The organism is Senegalia massiliensis, from assembly GCF_009911265.1.
Classification (GTDB): Bacteria; Bacillota; Clostridia; order Tissierellales; family SIT17; genus Anaeromonas; species Anaeromonas massiliensis_A.
In genome coordinates this window covers 151566-169148 of record NZ_QXXA01000007.1, presented here as the reverse complement: position 1 = coordinate 169148, position 17583 = coordinate 151566, and the positions used below count along the sequence as shown (strand labels likewise).

Here is a 17583-nt window from a genome sequence, read left to right as displayed (position 1 = left end):
TGGAGGATTTAAATGAATATTGAAAATAAAAATGTATTAATATTAGGTTTAGGTATAAGTGGCGTGTCTACTGCAAAAGCATTAGATAAATTAAAAGCTAATATAATTATTAATGATTCTAAAAATAAAAATGAACTTGAACAATATATTGATAATTTAAAAAATATTGATATTGATTATAAATTAGGCCATAATAATCTAAATTTAAAGGATATTGATTTAATAATAAAAAGTCCAGGAATAAAGAATTCAGTACCTATAATTCAAGATGCAATTCAAAAGAATATTGAGGTAGTTACAGATATTGAAGTAGGATATAGATTATTTAAGAATAAATTTATTGCTATAACTGGAACTAATGGCAAAACAACAACAACAACTTTAGTAGGAAAAATTTTTAAAGAAGCAAATATTACTGCCCATATAACAGGTAATATAGGAGTGGGCATATTGTGGGAATTGGTTAATTCAAAAGAAGAAGATTATTTTATTATAGAAGCTAGTAGCTTTCAATTAGAGAACACTTATTCATTTAAACCAAATATTAGTGCCATAATAAATTTTAATCCAGATCATTTAGATTGGCATGGAAATTATATGAATTATAAAAATTCAAAAATAAAAGTTCTTAGAAACCAAGATGAAAAAGATTTTACAATATTAAATTATGATGATTTAGAAGTTAAGAAATTAGCAGATAGTACAAAAGCTAAAGTCATATATTTTAGTCAAAAACAAAAACTAAATAGAGGAATTTTTATAAATTGTGGACATATAGTTTATAGTGACGGTATTAAAAGTATCAATATAATTAAATTAGATGACATAAAAGTTCCTGGTAAACACAATATTGAAAATATAATGACTTCTATAGGTATATGTCTTGCAGCTAATATAGATATAAATAATATAAAAAAATCTATTTCAGATTTTCAAGGCGTATCACATAGATTGGAATTTGTTGATGAAATTAATGGAGTGAGATATTATAATGATTCAAAAGCTACAAATGTTGATGCTTCTATACAGGCAATCAATGCTATAAAAAAAGATATAATATTGATTGCAGGTGGATATAATAAGGACTCCTCATATGATGAACTTATAAAAGTTTCAAAAGGAAAAATTGATAATTTAATATTGTTAGGACAAACTGCAAATGAAATAAAGAAAGTTGCTGAAAAATATGATATAGAAAACATTTATATGGTTAATAATATGAAAGAAGCAGTTTATAAAGCATACAATTTAGCAAGCTCAAATAGTACTATTTTATTATCTCCTGCTTGTGCTAGTTGGGATATGTATAATAATTATGAAGAAAGAGGAGATGAATTCAAAAATATGGTTAAAAGTATAAGGAGGAACCATAATGGCCAAAAAGGCTAGTGATTTTACATTAATGATTACTACAATTGTTTTAGTTTTTATAGGAATAATAATGGTATTTAGCTCTAGTTATCCTGATGCTTATTATAAATTAAACAATCCTTATCATTTTCTTGTGAAGCAATTAATCTTTGCTATTTTAGGGTTATTTGTAATGATTTTTTTTATGAATTTTAAATATACTCGATTAGCTAAATTATCTAAAATTATATTTTTAGGTGCTATAGTTTTAGATGCACTTTTATTTACCCCATTAGGTAAAGAAATAGGAGGAGCAACTAGATGGGTAGTTATATTTGGAAATACCATTATGCCATCAGATGCTATAAAATTTGCCTCCATAATATTAATGGCTACTTTTTTAGCAAAGAAAAAAGATGATATAAGAAAATTTTGGAAAGGACTCGTACCTGCATTATTAATTATAGGGTTTTCAGCTGCACTTATAATAATACAACCAGACTTGAGTACTAGTGCAACTCTTGCTACTACGTTAGTAGCAATGTTATTTGTTTCTGGAGCAAAGATGAGTCATTTGTCAGGAATAGGTGCTATTGGAGTAGTAGGACTTTTCTTTGCGATAAAGGGTGAAGCATATAGACTTAGAAGAATGACTGTATTTTTGCATCCTTTTGATGATCCAACTGATGCAGGATGGCAAGTTATTCAATCCTTATATGCATTAGGCTCAGGAGGATTATTTGGTGCTGGTCTCGGGAAAAGCAAGCAAAAATTCTTTTATCTATCTGAACCATATAATGATTTTATATTTTCTATTATAGGTGAAGAACTTGGATTTATTGGTAGTGTAATAGTTATTATTTTATTTTTGATAATCATTTGGAGAGGAATTAAAATTGCTTTATCCGCTAAAGACTTATTTGGGTGTTATTTAGCATCAGGAATTACTGCGCTTATTGCAATTCAAACTTTAATTCATATAGGTGTAGTCACAAGTTCTCTGCCTCCAACAGGGATACCACTACCATTTGTAAGTGCGGGAGGGACTTCACTTATGATGTTTATGGCATGTATTGGAATACTTTTAAATATATCTAGACATGTCTCATTAGATAGGAGTTGAAATTAATGAAATTTTTAATTACAGGCGGAGGTACAGGAGGTCATATTTCTCCTGCTCTAGCTATTGCAAAAAAAATAAAAAAAGAAAAACCAGATTCTGAGATATTATATGTAGGTACTCATAATAGTATGGAGTCTGAATTAGTGCCTAGAGAAGGATTTAAATTTAAGGGAATAAGAGTAAAGGGATTTGAAAGGAGATTATCCTTTGATACAATTAAGTCTGTAAAAGAATTATTATATGGGCTAAATGATGCAAGAAAAATTGTAAAGGATTTTAGTCCTGATATTGTAATTGGAACAGGTGGATATGTGTGTGGTCCAGTAGTATTAATTGCATCATTAAAAAAAATACCTACTCTTATCCATGAACAAAATGCTTTACCAGGTGCTACTAATAGAATATTATCTGGTTTTGTAGATAAAATAGCTGCAAGTTTTGAAGAAAGTAAAAAGTATTTTAAAAATGAAGATAAGGTTACAATTACAGGTAATCCTGTTAAAATAGATTTTTTTGAAGTGGATAAAGAAGAGGCATATAAAAATCTGAAAATAGATAGAAATAAGGACTTTGTGATTTCACTAGGTGGTAGTGGAGGGCAAAAAAGTTTAAATGAATCAATAATTAGTTTAATAGAAAAGAATTTAGAGAATGAAAATTTACAATTATTTCATATAACAGGTAAAAATCATTATGATAAGTTTATTCATAAATTAAAAAGTAGAGGAATAAGTAAGTTACCACCTCATATAAATGTAGTTCCATTTTTTTATGACATGCCTAGTGGATTTAAAATAGCTGATCTAGTTATTACTAGTGCGGGAGCAATAACTCTTGCTGAGATAACTGCACTTGGATTACCAAGTATAATAATACCTAAAGGTTACACTACAGGTAATCATCAGGAGTATAATGCTAGAGCTATAGAAAAGGCTGGTGCAGGAATTACAATATTAGACAAAGATGTATCAGGAGAAAAATTAAATGATGAAATGCTTTCTTTACTAAAAAATAAAGAAAGGTTAATTCAAATGAGTATGAACAGTAAAAAACTAGGCAAAAAAGATTCAGTTGATAAAATATATAACCTAATATTACAACTTATATAGTATAGTCACACCTCCTTAGATAAAGCATAAAATGTAATATAGTTTACATATAACTATTTTCATTTCATGGAGGTGCCCAAATGTCTAAGTATGTAATAGAAGGGAGTAACAAATTATCAGGTGAAATTACTGTAAGAGGAGCAAAAAATTCAGTTTTACCTATACTTGCTGCTTCAATTTTAAATAATAATATTAATATAATTTTTAATATACCAGAAATAAGTGATTTAAAAGTTATGGTTAAAATTTTAAAAGCTATAGGTTGTAAAGTTAATGCTGTTGATAATATTGTTACTGTAGATTCAAGAAATTTAGATAAAGTAAGAATACCAGAGGAATTAGTTAGAGAGATGCGTTCTTCTATAATACTAATGGGAGCAATGCTTTCTAGGTGTGGTGAAGTTGAAGTTTCATATCCTGGAGGATGTGAAATTGGAGTTAGACCAATTGATTTTCATCTTAAAGCATTAAAAGAATTAGGTGCTGAAATAGAAGAATCTCACGGCTTTATATATTGTAAAGGTAAAAGTTTAAAAGGAGCAGATATTCAATTAGATTATCCTAGTGTAGGAGCAACAGAAAATATAATGTTAGCTAGCATTAGAGCCCAAGGAACTACAATTATAAGAAATGCCGCAAGAGAACCTGAAATAATTGATCTTCAAAATTTTTTAAATTCAATTGGTGGTAGAATATATGGTGCTGGAACAAGTATAATAAGGATAGATGGTGTAAACAACCTAAATAGTGTTGAACATACTATTATACCAGATAGAATAGTTGCTGGTACATATATGGTGGCATCAGCAATTACTAAAGGTGAAATAATTTTAAAAAATATTCAGGTTGATCATATACAATCTATAATTGCTAAATTAAGAGAGACAGGATGTTCTATTTATAATAATTGTACTACACTTAAAATTATTGGTCCTAGAATAATAAATCCTATTGAATCCTTACAAACTTTACCATATCCTGGATTTCCAACAGATATGCAAGCCCAGATAATGGCATTATTAACACTGTCAAGTGGAACAAGTGTAATATCTGAAACGATATTTGAAAATAGATTTAAACATGTTCCAGAACTTGTGAGAATGGGAGCAAATATTAGAACTTTAGGAAATGTAGCTGTCATAAAAGGAGTTAAGCAATTAACAGGTGCCAAAGTAACTGCAAAAGACTTAAGAGGTGGAGCATCATTATTGTTAGCAGGACTTGCAGCAGAAGGCGCTACTATAATAGATAATATATCACATATAGATAGAGGATATGAGAGACTGGAAGAAAACTTAAAATCAATAGGTGCTAATATAAGAAGAATAAAATAAGCAGCTTAAGGCTGCTTATAAGAATTGTAGCAAAATGTACAAGCTATGGAGGAAATTATGGAAAAGAAATACAAAGTTGATAAAAAAATAAAGAAAAAAAGAATATTAATTATGACCATGATAATATTATTGTTAATATCATTACTTTTTTTTATACTTTTTACTCAAACTACTTTATTTCATGTGAAAAATATTAATATAAAAGGAAAAAATGAACTTGAAGATGAGAAAATAATACTTGCTTCAGGAATTATTAAAGGAGAAAATATCTTTAAGATCAATAAAAAAACTATAGTAGAAAATTTAACAGATCATCCTTATATTAAAACTGCAAATATAGATATGAAACTTCCAGATACATTTGTTATAAATATACAAGAAAGAAAAGAAGTTATAGTATATAATAATAATGGTAATTATATATATATTGATAATGAAGGTTTCGTACTTAATACATTATCTAAGTTGAAAAATAAAAATATACCTTTATTAGAAACTACTCACTCTATAGAATATGAATTAAATAAAAAAATTAATTTTAAAAATAATAATTATATTTCTAAAATATTAAAACTATTAAATAATTATAATAAAGAACAGTATTCATACAAAATATCAAAAATAATTGAACAAGATAAAAATACTACTCTGGTCTTAAATTCTGGAATTAATGTTGCGTTAGATGGGTTAAATGATATAAAATATAAATTAGAATTCATTGAAAAAATAGTAAAAGATTTAGAGGATAAAGGTATATCTGTAAAACAAATTAAATTTGATAAAGGTAAAAATCCTATAGTTATTAAATAATGCCAGGAGGTAACAAATGAAAAATTTAGTATCAAAGTCTTTAATAGTTACTGTATGTGTGATTTTGGGAATAATAATTGCTATACAATATAAAACAGTAAGTAATTTAGTTGGCCCTGATTTTGTACCAAGTCAGAAAAATAAAGAATTAGTAAATGAGCTTTCAAAAGTACAAGAAGAAAAAGATGCATTAATGAATGAGCTTACTAATTTAGAGAATAGAGTTCAAAAGTATGAATCTGAAGTGTCTGAAGAAAGTGACTATGTAGAAGAGCTTTCAAAAGAGCTTTCTAAATATAAAATGTTTGCAGGTTATACAGAAGTAGAAGGGAAAGGTATTGAGATTATTATAAATAATCCAGATTCAGAAGATGCTTATGGATATCCAATTTCAATAGTTGAAGATTATGAATATTTACTTGATATAATAAGTTATTTAAATGTAACTGGCTCAGAAGCTATAGCAATAAATGATTTAAGATATACATCATTTTCAGAGATGTTAGTAGCAGGTGATCATTTAAATATTAATAACAAACCTATTGGAGTTCCTATAGTTATTAAATCTATTGGTCCAAGTGATGATTTAAAAACTGCTCTAGAAATTAATGGAGGTATAATTGATTTATTAGAAAGCTATGGATATAAGGTTGAAATAAATAAAAAAGATAGTATAAAAATACCTAGATATACTGAAATAAAAGAATTTAAATATGCAAACCCTATAACTGAAGAAGAATAGACCTAGGAGGGTCTTTATATGAATAAGTATATAATAAGAGTGATAATATTTTTGTTATGTTTAGCTTTAGGTATAATAATTCCTCAACAAATAAGAAATAATACAGGAGATAATTCATTTGTGACTTTAAGTACTATAAAGCAGACACAAAATAAATTAGAAAAAACTAAAAGTGAAGTTATTGATATAAAAAAGATTATAAAAGAACAAGAAAAAAAGCTTGAAAAAATTGAAACAGCAAATAATACAACAGAGATTATTTCACTACTTGAAAGTGATATTGAGAGATTTAAAAGCTTGGGAGGGTTTAAGGATTTATCTGGTCCTGGAATAGTTATAAAAATACAAGATAGTGCAGAAGATTTTGTTATAGGTCAGAGTGATACAAGTGGTATCGTACATGATGCTGACATACAGAATATTTTAAATGATTTAAAGGTTGCTGGAGCTGAAGCTATAGATATTGGAGGACAAAGAGTAATATTAAATTCCCCAGTTAGATGTGGAGGACCAGTTATAAGAGTCAATAAGAAAAATCTAGTATCTCCTTTTATAATAAAAGCCATAGGTGATCCAAATAAATTATATTCTGCTATAAATGCTCAAGGAACATATGGAAGATATTTAAATGATGCTAGGGATTTACAAATAGAAAGTGAAGAAAGAGACCTTATTGTTATACCTAAATATAATGATAAGTTGGAAGTAAAATATATGAATCCTATAGAAGAAGGTGAATAATTTGTTAATTGCGTTAATTGGTATTATATTAGGAGTAGTAATAGGATTATATATGCCTGTTACTTTCTCATTAAGCTACTCAACATATATGTCTGTAGCTATACTTGCATGTATGGATTCAGTTTTTGGAGGAGTAAGGGCATCTCTTGAAAATAAATTTAACTCAGGGATATTTATTTCTGGTTTTATTGGGAATGCTATTTTAGCAGCATTGCTTGCATATATTGGTGATAAATTAGGAGTTCCCTTATATTATGCAGCAATATTTGCATTTGGAATTAGGCTTTTTAATAATTTTGCTATTATAAGAAGGTTTTTTTTCAACAAACAGCATTTGAACGATTAATAAAATGCTGATATAATATTGTTTATGTTCTAAATTTAATATTTAAAGATACTAAAATTATTGATTATAATGTAAAATAATATGATAAAATAATTATAATATTAAAATTATATTTTAAAGTTAAGAAGGATATAAGAATCCTATGTCGAATATAATTCTAATGAGATTTATCTTATAATAAGAGATGATTATAAAAGAAACGATAAAATGATAAAATGTAATAAGGGGGTTAAATTGTGTTTGAATTTGATGTAGATATGGAACAATTCGCTCAAATAAAAGTAGTAGGTGTAGGCGGCGGTGGAAATAATGCTGTAAATAGAATGATAGATGAAGGTGTTAAAGGAGTAAATTTTATTGCTGTTAATACAGATAGACAAGCTCTTCATTCTTCTCAAGCTGATATAAAAATTCAAATAGGCGAAAAGTTAACAAGAGGTTTGGGTGCTGGAGCTAATCCTGAAATAGGAAAAAAGGCTGCTGAAGAAAGTAGAAATGAAATACAAGAAGCATTAGAAGGTGCAGATATGGTATTTATAACTGCAGGAATGGGAGGAGGAACAGGTACAGGTGCTGCACCTGTAGTAGCTGAAGTAGCAAAAGAAATGGAAATACTTACAGTTGGTGTTGTAACTAAACCATTTATGTTTGAAGGAGGAAGAAGAAGTTCACATGCAGCTAAAGGTATAGAAGAATTACAAACTAAAGTAGATACTTTAGTTACTATTCCTAATGATAGATTGTTACAAATAGTAGAGAAAAAGACATCTATAATGGATGCATTTAAAATAGCAGATGATGTTTTAAGACAAGGTATTCAAGGGATATCTGATTTAATAGCTGTACCTGGACTTGTAAACCTTGATTTTGCTGATGTTACAACAATTATGTTAGATCAAGGATTAGCTCATATGGGTATTGGTAGAGCAAATGGTGAAAACAGAGCTACTGAAGCTGCAAAACAAGCAATACATAGTCCGCTATTAGAAACTTCTATTGAAGGTGCTAATGGAGTACTACTTAATATTACTGGAGGATCAAATCTTGGTTTATTTGAGGTGAATGAGGCAGCAGATCTTATTAAACAAAATGTAGATCCAGATGCAAATATAATTTTTGGTGCAGTTGTAGATGAAACTCTTAAAGATGATATTCAAATTACTGTTATTGCAACAGGCTTTAATAATAATCCTAAAGAGAATTCATCACAAAATCCTTTTAAAAATACTTCTGATAAAAATGATCAACATACACAAATTAACAAAGATAATAATGAAAAAAATGATTTGAAAGATGAACTAGATATACCAACTTTTTTAAGAAGAAGAACAAATAGATAATATAAAATAGAATTTTTAAAAGACTCATTTCGAATGACGAAATGGGTCTTTTTTCGACTTCAGACTTTGACATAATTTTAGATTAAACTTCTGTATAATAGGAATATATTGTACTATAAATGCATAAAAGTTTATAAGAAGATTTAATATAGTTTTATGCATAGATAAAATACATTTTAAGGGGGGCTAAATTTGTACATCTATGCTGAATATTTATTAATAGAAAATTTTATAATCAATTATATAATATTATATGTCACAAAAAGATTTACAAGAACAGATACTAATAATATAAGAATTATATTATCTGCATTACTAGGTGCTTTATATACATTAATAGTATTCATTCCCAAATTACATTTTATGGGCAATTTTATTGGGAAAATATGTATTTCTATAATTTTGATAATTTTAGCATTTAATCCTTTTAAACTTAAAAAGTTTTTAAAATTATTTGCTACATTTTATACAGTATCATTTGTATTTGCAGGTGGTTCATTTGCTCTTTTTTATTTAACTAATTCTAAAGTATATTTTGGAGAAGGCATATTTTATATAAAAAGTATAAATAATTTTAAGCCATCTATATTGATAGTTGGAATAATCATATCTTATATATTTTATAAAATAGCATCACAATATATTTATAGTAAAATAAGTAAAGAAAATATGTATGTAAGCTTTATAGTTAAATTACAAGATAAGACAGCAAGATTAAAAGGACTTGTAGATACTGGTAATTCACTAATAGATCCAATAACAAATATACCAGTTATTGTGGTTGAATTTTCAGCAATAAGTGAATTATTACCTAGTTCAATACGGGATATATTTACAATATATAGTGAAGATGATTTAAGTATAATATCAAGAGTAATATCTAATAGCAATGAACTTATTAAATTTAGACTTATACCATTTAAGTCAGTGGGCAAAGAAAATGGAATGTTACTGGGTTTTAAACCAGATAGAATAATCATTGAAAATGATGAAGACAAGCAAGTATCAGAAATTGTAATAGGAATTTATAATAGTCATTTGACAAATAATAATGATTATGTGGCCCTATTACATCCTGAAATAATTAACTAACTGGAGGCGTAAAAATTGAAAAAATTATTAACAATAATGAAATTAAAGATTAAAATTTTATATATTAAATGTTTAAAAATGCTAAATTTATATGAAGAAGAAAGTATATTTTATATAGGTGGAAGTGAAATTCTTCCTCCTCCACTAGAACCAGAAGAAGAAAAGTATTTAATATCTAAAATTGAAAATGATGAAAGTATAAAAACAATATTAATAGAGAGAAATTTAAGATTGGTTGTATACATATCAAGAAAATTTGAAAATACTGGTATAGGGATAGAAGATTTAATATCTATAGGTTCTATTGGACTTATAAAAGCTGTAAATACATTTAAACCAGATAAAAACATCAAATTAGCTACATATGCTTCAAAATGTATAGAAAATGAAATATTAATGTACCTAAGAAAAAACAATAAAACTAAAACTGAAATATCTTTTGATGAACCTTTGAATACGGATTGGGATGGAAATGAATTATTATTATCTGATATTTTAGGTACGGACAGTGATATAATTTTTAAATTATTAGAAGAGGAAATAGATAAAGAATTATTAATGGAAGCTATGGAGTCTTTATCTGAAAGAGAAAGAAAAATAATGGAGCTGAGATTTGGAATTAAAAAGACAGGTGAAGAAAAAACTCAAAAAGAAGTAGCAGATATTTTAGGAATATCACAATCTTATATTTCTAGACTTGAGAAACGTATAGTAAGAAGGTTACAAAAGGAAATAAGTAAAATGGTATAGCATACAAATGTATGCTATTTTTTTTTTAGGAAATAATAAATTAAAATATTTTATATGAAAAAATAACCAATTTACTTTTGTATAAAATATAAAGCTAAGGTAATAATTTATATTGAAAGGGGTAGATCATCTAGAAGGGAATGAACATAAATGTACATTAACAAAGTAGAAATTTGTGGAGTAAATACATCAGAGTTGCCCGTATTAACTAATAAAGAAATGAGGAAATTATTTGATAGAATTCATAAAGGAGATATGAAAGCTAGAGAAGAATTTATCCAAGGAAATTTAAGACTAGTTTTAAGTGTTATAAAAAGGTTTAACAAAAGAGGAGAAAATGTTGACGATTTATTTCAAGTAGGCTGTATAGGATTAATAAAAGCAATAGACAATTTTGACTTAAAACATAATGTGAAATTCTCAACTTATGCTGTACCTATGATAATAGGTGAAATTAGGCGATATTTAAGGGATAACAATTCTATTAGAGTTAGTAGATCACTTAGAGATATAGCATATAAAGCGTTACAAGCAAGAGAGCAATTGATAAAAAAGAATTCAAAAGAACCTACAATAACAGAAATATCTGATGAATTGAATTTACCTAAAGAAGATGTTGTATTTGCATTAGATGCTATTCAGGATCCAATATCCTTATTTGAACCTATTTATCATGATAATGGAGATGCAATATATGTAATGGATCAAGTAAGTGATGAAAAAAGTGAAGATGAACTATGGTTAGAAGAAATAGCACTAAGAGAAGGTATAAGAAAATTAAATGATAGGGAAAAGCTAATATTAAACTTGAGATTCTATGAAGGTAAAACTCAAATGGAAGTTGCAGAAGAAATAGGTATTTCTCAAGCTCAGGTTTCTAGATTAGAGAAAACTGCTTTAAATCATATGAAAAAATTAGTATAGATTCTATACTAATTTTTTTTATTATGCATAATTTAAGACAAGTTAATATAAATATATTATAAAAGGATAAGAGGTGATAATATGATTAAAGCATCGGAATTAACAGAAAAAGAAATAATAAATGTTGTTGATGGTTCAAAATTGGGTATGATAAATGATATAGAAATTGATTTGGAAAATGCAAAAATAAAAGCTATAATAATGCCCAAAGCTGGTGGAATAATGAGTCTTTTTACTAAGTATAATAATGTAGTTATTGATTGGGAGGATATAGTTAGGATAGGAAATGAAGTTATATTAGTAAACATAGATTCACAAAAATATAAAGATTTAAATGATAATATATAATTATTAAGAAAATTATAAATAATAAGTTAAAATAATAACTATTGTTGTAATAATTGCTCAAATATATTATTATGTAATTAATAATATAATACTCAGATGAGAATAACGAGAGATATCTTTAAATAGATAGCCGATGGAGCAATATATAAAATTCGCCATAATTTTTATAGAAACTCTCAGGTAAAAGGATCGTTATTTGATGAAACTCTGGAGAGATCGCTTTAGCGACGCCGAAGGAGAAATACATTAATATGTAAAGCTCTCAGGCTAGATACAGAGAAATATAAGGCATATATTTTGTATGTTTTTATATTTCTTTTTTTAATGTCCCTTAATGAAAACCTTTTCAAGGGGGAAAAATATTTAAGGAGTGATATGATGGTAGATTCAAAAAAAACAGCTTTATATGATTCTCATCTAAGGTTAAACGGAAAAATGACAGATTATTATGGATGGAAATTACCTGTAGAATTTGAAGGTCTTACTTTGGAGCATGAAGCAGTTAGAAGTGATGCAGGAATTTTCGATGTTTCTCATATGGGAGAAATTGAAATAAAAGGAGATGATGCAAAAGACTTTGTAGGTTATTTAGTAACAAACGATATAACAACACTTAAGAACAATCAAATTCTTTACACATTTTTTCTCTATCCAGATGGTGGAGTAGTAGATGATTTACTTGTTTATAAATTTTCTGACACCCATTATTTTTTAGTAGTAAATGCAAGTAATTTAGAAAAGGATTATGAATGGATAAAAGAAAACAGAAAAGATTATCATGTGGAAATTAATGATTTATCAGACAAATATTCTGAAATAGCTATTCAAGGACCTAAGGCTGAACAAATATTACAAAAAATTACTGACAAAAATTTATCTGATATTAAATTTTTCTATCTTGATAGAAATGTATTTGTTGATGGAAAAAAAGCTATAGTATCAAGAACTGGTTACACAGGGGAAGATGGTTTTGAAATATATTTAGCGAATAATGATATTGTAGAAGTTTGGGAAAAATTATTAGAAGTTGGCAAAGAAGAAGGAATAAAACCAGCAGGACTTGGTTCAAGAGATACCCTTCGTTTTGAAGCTAATTTGCCTTTATATGGAAATGAGTTATCTAAAGATATAACTCCATTAGAAGCAGGATTAGGATTTTTTGTTAAATTAAATAAAGAGTCTGATTTTATAGGGAAAGAAGCTTTAAAGAAACAAAAAGAAGAGGGATTAAAAAGAAAAATAGTAGGGTTTGAAATGATAGATAAAGGCATACCAAGAAGTGGTTATGAAGTATATAAGGATGATAAAAAAATTGGTTTTGTTACAACAGGTTATCATTCACCTACATTAAAGAAAAATATTGGTAAAGCAATGGTTGATATTGATTATGCAGATCTTGGAACAGAATTTGATATCAAAATTAGAAAAAGATTTGCAAAAGTTAAAGTTGTTAATACAAAATTTTTAAAACAAAATAAAAAATAAAAATTTAAGGAGGAATTTTAATGAAAACAGTAGAAGGTTTATATTATTCAAGTGATCATGAGTGGGTAAAGGTAGAAGGTAATAAGGCGTTAATAGGTATAACAGACCATGCACAACATAATTTAGGTGAAATAGTTTATGTGGAATTACCAGAAGTAGATGATGAGTTAGAAAAGGAAGAATCTTTTGGAGTAGTAGAATCTGTTAAAACTGCATCAGATATCTATATGCCAGTATCTGGAACTGTAATTGAAGTAAATGAAGAGTTAGAAGACTCTCCAGAACTTGTAAATGAAGATGCTTTTGGAAGTTGGTTTATAAAAGTGGAAATGGCAGATAACGCTAAATTAGATGATTTAATGGATAAAGAAGATTATGAAAAATTCTGTGCAGAGGAGGAATAATATGCATAGATATATACCTAATACTAAACAAGATAGAGATGAGATGTTAGATGTAATAGGTGCTAATTCTATTGATGATTTATTTAAGGATATTCCAAAGTCTTTAAGACTAGATAGAGATTTAAAAATAGATGATTCATTATCTGAATTAGAAATAAGAAATCATATGAAAAAGCTTGGAAATAAAAATCAAACTATTGATGACTTAACTTGTTTTTTAGGAGCAGGCATGTATGATCATTATATACCATCTTTAATAGGTCATATAGCATCTAGAGGGGAATTTTTAACGTCTTATACTCCTTATCAAGCTGAAATAAGCCAAGGAACACTTAGGGTGATTTTTGAATATCAGACTCTTATATCTAATCTTACTGGCATGGATGTTTCAAATGCTTCTATGTATGATGGCCCTACTGCATGTGCTGAAGCAGGTCTTGTAGCAGCAGATGTAACTAGAAAAAATAAAGTAATCATTTCAAAAACAGTTCATCCTGAAGTAAGGAAAGTTGTAAAAACTTATATGAAATTTAGAGATATTGAACTAATAGAAGTTGATATGAAAGATGGAGTAACAGATGTAGATAAATTAAAAGAAGTTGCTGATGACAATACAGCGGGTATAATAGTACAGAATCCAAACTTTTTTGGAATTATCGAGAATTTGAAAGAGATTGAAGAAATCACTCATAATACTAAAAAAGCTAAGTTTATAACTTATGTTGACCCTATTTCATTAGGTGTTTTAAAATCTCCAGGTGATTTAGGTGCTGATATTGTAGTAGGAGAAGGTCAAAGCTTAGGTAATAAATTGAATTTTGGTGGTCCTACACTAGGGTTTATGGCAGTTAAGCAGAAATTAGCAAGAAAAATACCTGGAAGAATAGTAGGAGAAACAGTTGACAAGGATAATAAAAGATCATTTGTTCTTACTTTACAAGCTCGTGAACAACATATAAGAAGATATAAAGCTATATCAAATATATGTTCAAATCAAGGGCTAAATGCTTTAATGTCAGCAATATATTTAGTTACAATGGGTAAAGAAGGATTAAAAGAAGTTGCAATTCAATCTTTACAAAAAGCTCATTATGCATTTGATAAAATAACTGAAAGTGGTAAATTTAAACCAGTATTTAATAAACCATTTTTTAAAGAGTTTGCTGTTAAAAGTGATATAAAAGTTAATGAAGTAAATGAAAAGTTACTAGAAAATAAAATTCTTGGTGGTTATGATTTAGGTAAGGATTATAATGATATTGATAATTCAATATTGTTTGCAGTAACTGAAAAGAGAACTAAAGAAGAGATAGATAAATTAGTTTCCGTATTGGAGGTGCTATAATGAAAAATTATGATAAATTAATTTTTGAACTATCAAAAAAAGGTAGAAAGGCATATAGCCTTCCAAAAAATGATGTATTGGAAAAAGAAATAGAACAACTTATTCCAAAAGAATATTTAAGTGATAAAGATTTGGAACTTCCAGAAGTATCCGAATTAGATGTTGTAAGACATTATACTAATTTATCACAATTAAATTATAGTATTGATACAGGATTTTATCCATTAGGCTCCTGTACTATGAAATATAATCCAAAAATAAATGAAGATATGGCAAATATGGATAGTTTAACAAATATTCATCCTTATCAATCAGAAGATACTGTTCAAGGATCACTTGAGTTAATGTATAATCTATCTAATCATTTAGCTGAAATATCTGGAATGGATAGAGTTACTCTACAGCCAGCTGCTGGAGCTCATGGCGAATTAACAGGTATTATGCTTATAAAAGCATATCATAATGCAAATAATGATAATCATAGAACAAAAATAATAGTTCCAGATTCTGCTCATGGAACAAATCCTGCTACTGCTGCAATGGCAGGTTATGATATTGTAGAAGTAAAATCTTCAAATGAAGGCTTAGTAGATGTTGAAAATTTAAAGAAGATTTTAGATGATAAAGTGGCTGGACTTATGCTTACAAATCCAAATACATTAGGATTATTTGAAAAAGATATGAAAGAAATAGCAGGGCTTGTTCATGAAGCAGGAGGGCTTTTATATTATGATGGTGCAAATATGAATGCTATAATGGGAAGAGTAAGGCCAGGTGATATGGGATTTGACGTTATGCATTTTAATCTTCACAAAACTTTTTCAACTCCTCATGGAGGTGGAGGTCCAGGTAGTGGAGCTGTTGGAATAAAGGAACATTTAGCTAAATTCTTACCTGTACCTGTAGTGGAAAAGAAGAATGATAAATTTGTTTTAGATTATGATAGAAAAGAATCTATAGGAAAAGTAAAAGGGTTTTATGGTAATTATGCTGTTAATCTAAGGGCGTATACTTATATACTTGCTCTTGGAGGCAATGGATTAAAGAAAGTAAGTGAAACTGCAGTATTAAATGCAAATTATATGATGAATAAACTAAAAGAACATTATAACTTACCAATAAAAACAGTATGTAAACATGAGTTTGTATTAGCTGGTTTAAAAGAAGATAGTCTAGAAGTTAATACAATGGATGTAGCTAAAAGATTATTAGATTATGGTTATCATCCTCCTACTGTTTATTTCCCATTAATAGTTAAAGAAGCATTAATGATAGAACCTACAGAAACAGAGAGCAAAGAAACCTTAGATAACTTTATAGATGCTATGATTAAAATAGCAAAAGAAGCAGAAAGTAATCCTGAACTTCTAAAAGAAGCTCCTCATAATGCTCCAGTTAGAAGAGTGGATGAAGTTAGAGCAGCAAGAAATTTAAAATTAAAATGGAATTAAATTAGGTGGTGTTAATTTGCAAATTATAAATGGAAGAGAAGTTTCAAATAATATAAGAGAAGACTTACAGATTAAAATAAATGAACTTAAAGAAAAGGGGATTGTTCCAGGCCTTTCAGTAATAATAGTTGGAGAGAATCCTGCATCTCAATCCTATGTAAGAAGTAAAGATAAAGCATGTAAAAAATTAGGAATGAAATCTGAAGTTCACTCCTTAGATAAAGATGTTTCAGAGAGTGAATTATTAGATTTGATTGAGAAATTAAATAATGATGACACCATACATGGAATATTAGTACAATTACCATTACCTGCACATATAGATGAAAAAAAAGTAATTGAGAAAATATCTATTGAAAAAGATGTAGATGGATTTCATCCTATAAATGCAGGGAAATTACTTGTAGGAGAAGACACATTCATCCCTTGTACTCCTCATGGGATAATTAAACTTATAGAAAGTAATGACATTGATGTTGAAGGAAAAAGAGTAGTTGTACTAGGTAGAAGTAATATTGTAGGAAAACCAATTTCATTATTATTGTTACAAAAAAATGCTACAGTTACAATATGTCATTCTAGAACTAAAAACTTGAAAGAAATTACTAAAGAAGCAGATATACTTGTAGCTGCTATAGGAAAAGCAAATTTTGTAAAGCGTGACATGGTTAAAAAAGGTGCTACAGTTATAGATGTAGGTATCAATAGAGTAGATGGTAAATTAGCTGGAGATGTAGACTTTGAAGATGTAAAAGAAACTGTAGGTCATATTACACCAGTACCAGGTGGAGTTGGACCAATGACTATAACAATGTTAATTTACAATACTGTAAAATCAGCAATGAAAGTAAAAGGAGGAAAATAGATGAATTTTCCATATGGAAAAGAG

General features: G+C 27.8%; 18 protein-coding genes and 2 riboswitches. All 18 genes read left to right on the top strand.

All coding sequences use genetic code 11. The features are described 5' to 3' along the window. The first annotated feature begins 12 nt into the window (after nucleotides 1-12). The 18 genes from murD (at nucleotide 13) to folD (ending at nucleotide 17559) form a co-directional block, all read left to right on the top strand. A complete protein-coding gene (gene murD, locus D3Z33_RS07935) occupies nucleotides 13-1389 on the top strand; it encodes a UDP-N-acetylmuramoyl-L-alanine--D-glutamate ligase (protein ID WP_160197230.1) in 1377 nt (458 codons plus the stop codon). Beyond that, nucleotides 1373-2473, top strand: coding sequence for a putative lipid II flippase FtsW (gene ftsW / locus D3Z33_RS07930; RefSeq protein ID WP_201750464.1), 1101 nt, complete (start codon nucleotides 1373-1375; stop codon nucleotides 2471-2473). Before murD ends, ftsW begins: the two co-directional genes overlap by 17 nt. A gap of 5 nt (nucleotides 2474-2478) precedes the next feature. After that, nucleotides 2479-3582, top strand: a complete 1104-nt coding sequence (gene murG / locus D3Z33_RS07925; RefSeq protein ID WP_160197229.1) for an undecaprenyldiphospho-muramoylpentapeptide beta-N-acetylglucosaminyltransferase — start codon at nucleotides 2479-2481, stop codon at nucleotides 3580-3582. Between the two features lie 80 nt (nucleotides 3583-3662). Next, nucleotides 3663-4916 carry a UDP-N-acetylglucosamine 1-carboxyvinyltransferase gene (gene murA / locus D3Z33_RS07920; protein WP_160197228.1) on the top strand — a complete coding sequence of 418 codons (1254 nt, stop codon included), beginning with the start codon at nucleotides 3663-3665 and terminating at the stop codon, nucleotides 4914-4916. 57 nt (nucleotides 4917-4973) lie between these two features. Beyond that, entirely contained in the window at nucleotides 4974-5726 is a 753-nt protein-coding gene (locus D3Z33_RS07915; protein ID WP_160197227.1) for a cell division protein FtsQ/DivIB, read from the top strand. A 16-nt stretch (nucleotides 5727-5742) separates the two neighbouring features. Beyond that, nucleotides 5743-6468 carry a DUF881 domain-containing protein gene (locus D3Z33_RS07910; RefSeq protein WP_160197226.1) on the top strand — a complete coding sequence of 242 codons (726 nt, stop codon included), beginning with the start codon at nucleotides 5743-5745 and terminating at the stop codon, nucleotides 6466-6468. 18 nt (nucleotides 6469-6486) lie between these two features. Further along, on the top strand, nucleotides 6487-7209 hold the full coding sequence (locus tag D3Z33_RS07905) for a DUF881 domain-containing protein (protein WP_160197225.1): 723 nt from the start codon (nucleotides 6487-6489) through the stop codon (nucleotides 7207-7209). Nucleotides 7210-7261: 52 nt separating this feature from the next. Next, on the top strand, nucleotides 7262-7555 hold the full coding sequence (locus tag D3Z33_RS07900; protein WP_130807399.1) for a small basic family protein: 294 nt from the start codon (nucleotides 7262-7264) through the stop codon (nucleotides 7553-7555). Between the two features lie 236 nt (nucleotides 7556-7791). Next, a complete protein-coding gene (gene ftsZ / locus D3Z33_RS07895) occupies nucleotides 7792-8895 on the top strand; it encodes a cell division protein FtsZ (protein ID WP_160197224.1) in 1104 nt (367 codons plus the stop codon). Between the two features lie 192 nt (nucleotides 8896-9087). Next, nucleotides 9088-9987: a sigma-E processing peptidase SpoIIGA gene (spoIIGA, locus tag D3Z33_RS07890; protein ID WP_160197223.1), complete on the top strand. Its 900-nt coding sequence runs from the start codon at nucleotides 9088-9090 to the stop codon at nucleotides 9985-9987. A 36-nt stretch (nucleotides 9988-10023) separates the two neighbouring features. Further along, nucleotides 10024-10737, top strand: coding sequence for an RNA polymerase sporulation sigma factor SigE (sigE, locus tag D3Z33_RS07885; protein ID WP_160197298.1), 714 nt, complete (start codon nucleotides 10024-10026; stop codon nucleotides 10735-10737). Between the two features lie 150 nt (nucleotides 10738-10887). Then, on the top strand, nucleotides 10888-11661 hold the full coding sequence (gene sigG / locus D3Z33_RS07880) for an RNA polymerase sporulation sigma factor SigG (RefSeq protein ID WP_160197222.1): 774 nt from the start codon (nucleotides 10888-10890) through the stop codon (nucleotides 11659-11661). Between the two features lie 81 nt (nucleotides 11662-11742). Beyond that, the gene (locus tag D3Z33_RS07875) at nucleotides 11743-12009 is read left to right on the top strand and encodes a YlmC/YmxH family sporulation protein (RefSeq protein ID WP_130807232.1); all 267 of its coding nucleotides are present in this window, start codon (nucleotides 11743-11745) and stop codon (nucleotides 12007-12009) included. A 96-nt stretch (nucleotides 12010-12105) separates the two neighbouring features. Then, nucleotides 12106-12211, top strand: a riboswitch (glycine riboswitch). A 3-nt stretch (nucleotides 12212-12214) separates the two neighbouring features. Further along, nucleotides 12215-12288: riboswitch (glycine riboswitch) on the top strand. Nucleotides 12289-12387: 99 nt separating this feature from the next. Beyond that, nucleotides 12388-13494, top strand: a complete 1107-nt coding sequence (gene gcvT, locus D3Z33_RS07870) for a glycine cleavage system aminomethyltransferase GcvT (protein WP_160197221.1) — start codon at nucleotides 12388-12390, stop codon at nucleotides 13492-13494. A 20-nt stretch (nucleotides 13495-13514) separates the two neighbouring features. Beyond that, the gene (gene gcvH / locus D3Z33_RS07865) at nucleotides 13515-13898 is read left to right on the top strand and encodes a glycine cleavage system protein GcvH (protein ID WP_160197220.1); all 384 of its coding nucleotides are present in this window, start codon (nucleotides 13515-13517) and stop codon (nucleotides 13896-13898) included. A gap of 1 nt (nucleotide 13899) precedes the next feature. Continuing rightward, nucleotides 13900-15243, top strand: coding sequence for an aminomethyl-transferring glycine dehydrogenase subunit GcvPA (gene gcvPA, locus D3Z33_RS07860; RefSeq protein WP_160197219.1), 1344 nt, complete (start codon nucleotides 13900-13902; stop codon nucleotides 15241-15243). Then, nucleotides 15243-16694 carry an aminomethyl-transferring glycine dehydrogenase subunit GcvPB gene (gene gcvPB, locus D3Z33_RS07855; RefSeq protein ID WP_160197218.1) on the top strand — a complete coding sequence of 484 codons (1452 nt, stop codon included), beginning with the start codon at nucleotides 15243-15245 and terminating at the stop codon, nucleotides 16692-16694. The genes gcvPA and gcvPB overlap by 1 nt, the downstream gene beginning before the upstream one ends. Nucleotides 16695-16710: 16 nt before the next feature. After that, nucleotides 16711-17559 (top strand): bifunctional methylenetetrahydrofolate dehydrogenase/methenyltetrahydrofolate cyclohydrolase FolD, encoded by an 849-nt coding sequence (gene folD, locus D3Z33_RS07850; protein WP_201750463.1) that lies wholly within the window; start codon nucleotides 16711-16713, stop codon nucleotides 17557-17559. Nucleotides 17560-17583 lie beyond the last annotated feature (24 nt).

What these genes read in the sequence shown, in the direction of transcription:
- murD (WP_160197230.1), top strand. Translation starts at nt 13, where the DNA reads ATGAATATTGAAAATAAAAATGTATTAATATTAGGTTTAGGTATAAGT.
- ftsW (WP_201750464.1), top strand. Translation starts at nt 1,373, where the DNA reads ATGGCCAAAAAGGCTAGTGATTTTACATTAATGATTACTACAATTGTT.
- murG (WP_160197229.1), top strand. Translation starts at nt 2,479, where the DNA reads ATGAAATTTTTAATTACAGGCGGAGGTACAGGAGGTCATATTTCTCCT.
- murA (WP_160197228.1), top strand. Translation starts at nt 3,663, where the DNA reads ATGTCTAAGTATGTAATAGAAGGGAGTAACAAATTATCAGGTGAAATT.
- D3Z33_RS07915 (WP_160197227.1), top strand. Translation starts at nt 4,974, where the DNA reads ATGGAAAAGAAATACAAAGTTGATAAAAAAATAAAGAAAAAAAGAATA.
- D3Z33_RS07910 (WP_160197226.1), top strand. Translation starts at nt 5,743, where the DNA reads ATGAAAAATTTAGTATCAAAGTCTTTAATAGTTACTGTATGTGTGATT.
- D3Z33_RS07905 (WP_160197225.1), top strand. Translation starts at nt 6,487, where the DNA reads ATGAATAAGTATATAATAAGAGTGATAATATTTTTGTTATGTTTAGCT.
- D3Z33_RS07900 (WP_130807399.1), top strand. Translation starts at nt 7,262, where the DNA reads ATGCCTGTTACTTTCTCATTAAGCTACTCAACATATATGTCTGTAGCT.
- sigE (WP_160197298.1), top strand. Translation starts at nt 10,024, where the DNA reads ATGAAATTAAAGATTAAAATTTTATATATTAAATGTTTAAAAATGCTA.
- sigG (WP_160197222.1), top strand. Translation starts at nt 10,888, where the DNA reads ATGTACATTAACAAAGTAGAAATTTGTGGAGTAAATACATCAGAGTTG.
- D3Z33_RS07875 (WP_130807232.1), top strand. Translation starts at nt 11,743, where the DNA reads ATGATTAAAGCATCGGAATTAACAGAAAAAGAAATAATAAATGTTGTT.
- gcvT (WP_160197221.1), top strand. Translation starts at nt 12,388, where the DNA reads ATGGTAGATTCAAAAAAAACAGCTTTATATGATTCTCATCTAAGGTTA.
- gcvH (WP_160197220.1), top strand. Translation starts at nt 13,515, where the DNA reads ATGAAAACAGTAGAAGGTTTATATTATTCAAGTGATCATGAGTGGGTA.
- gcvPA (WP_160197219.1), top strand. Translation starts at nt 13,900, where the DNA reads ATGCATAGATATATACCTAATACTAAACAAGATAGAGATGAGATGTTA.
- gcvPB (WP_160197218.1), top strand. Translation starts at nt 15,243, where the DNA reads ATGAAAAATTATGATAAATTAATTTTTGAACTATCAAAAAAAGGTAGA.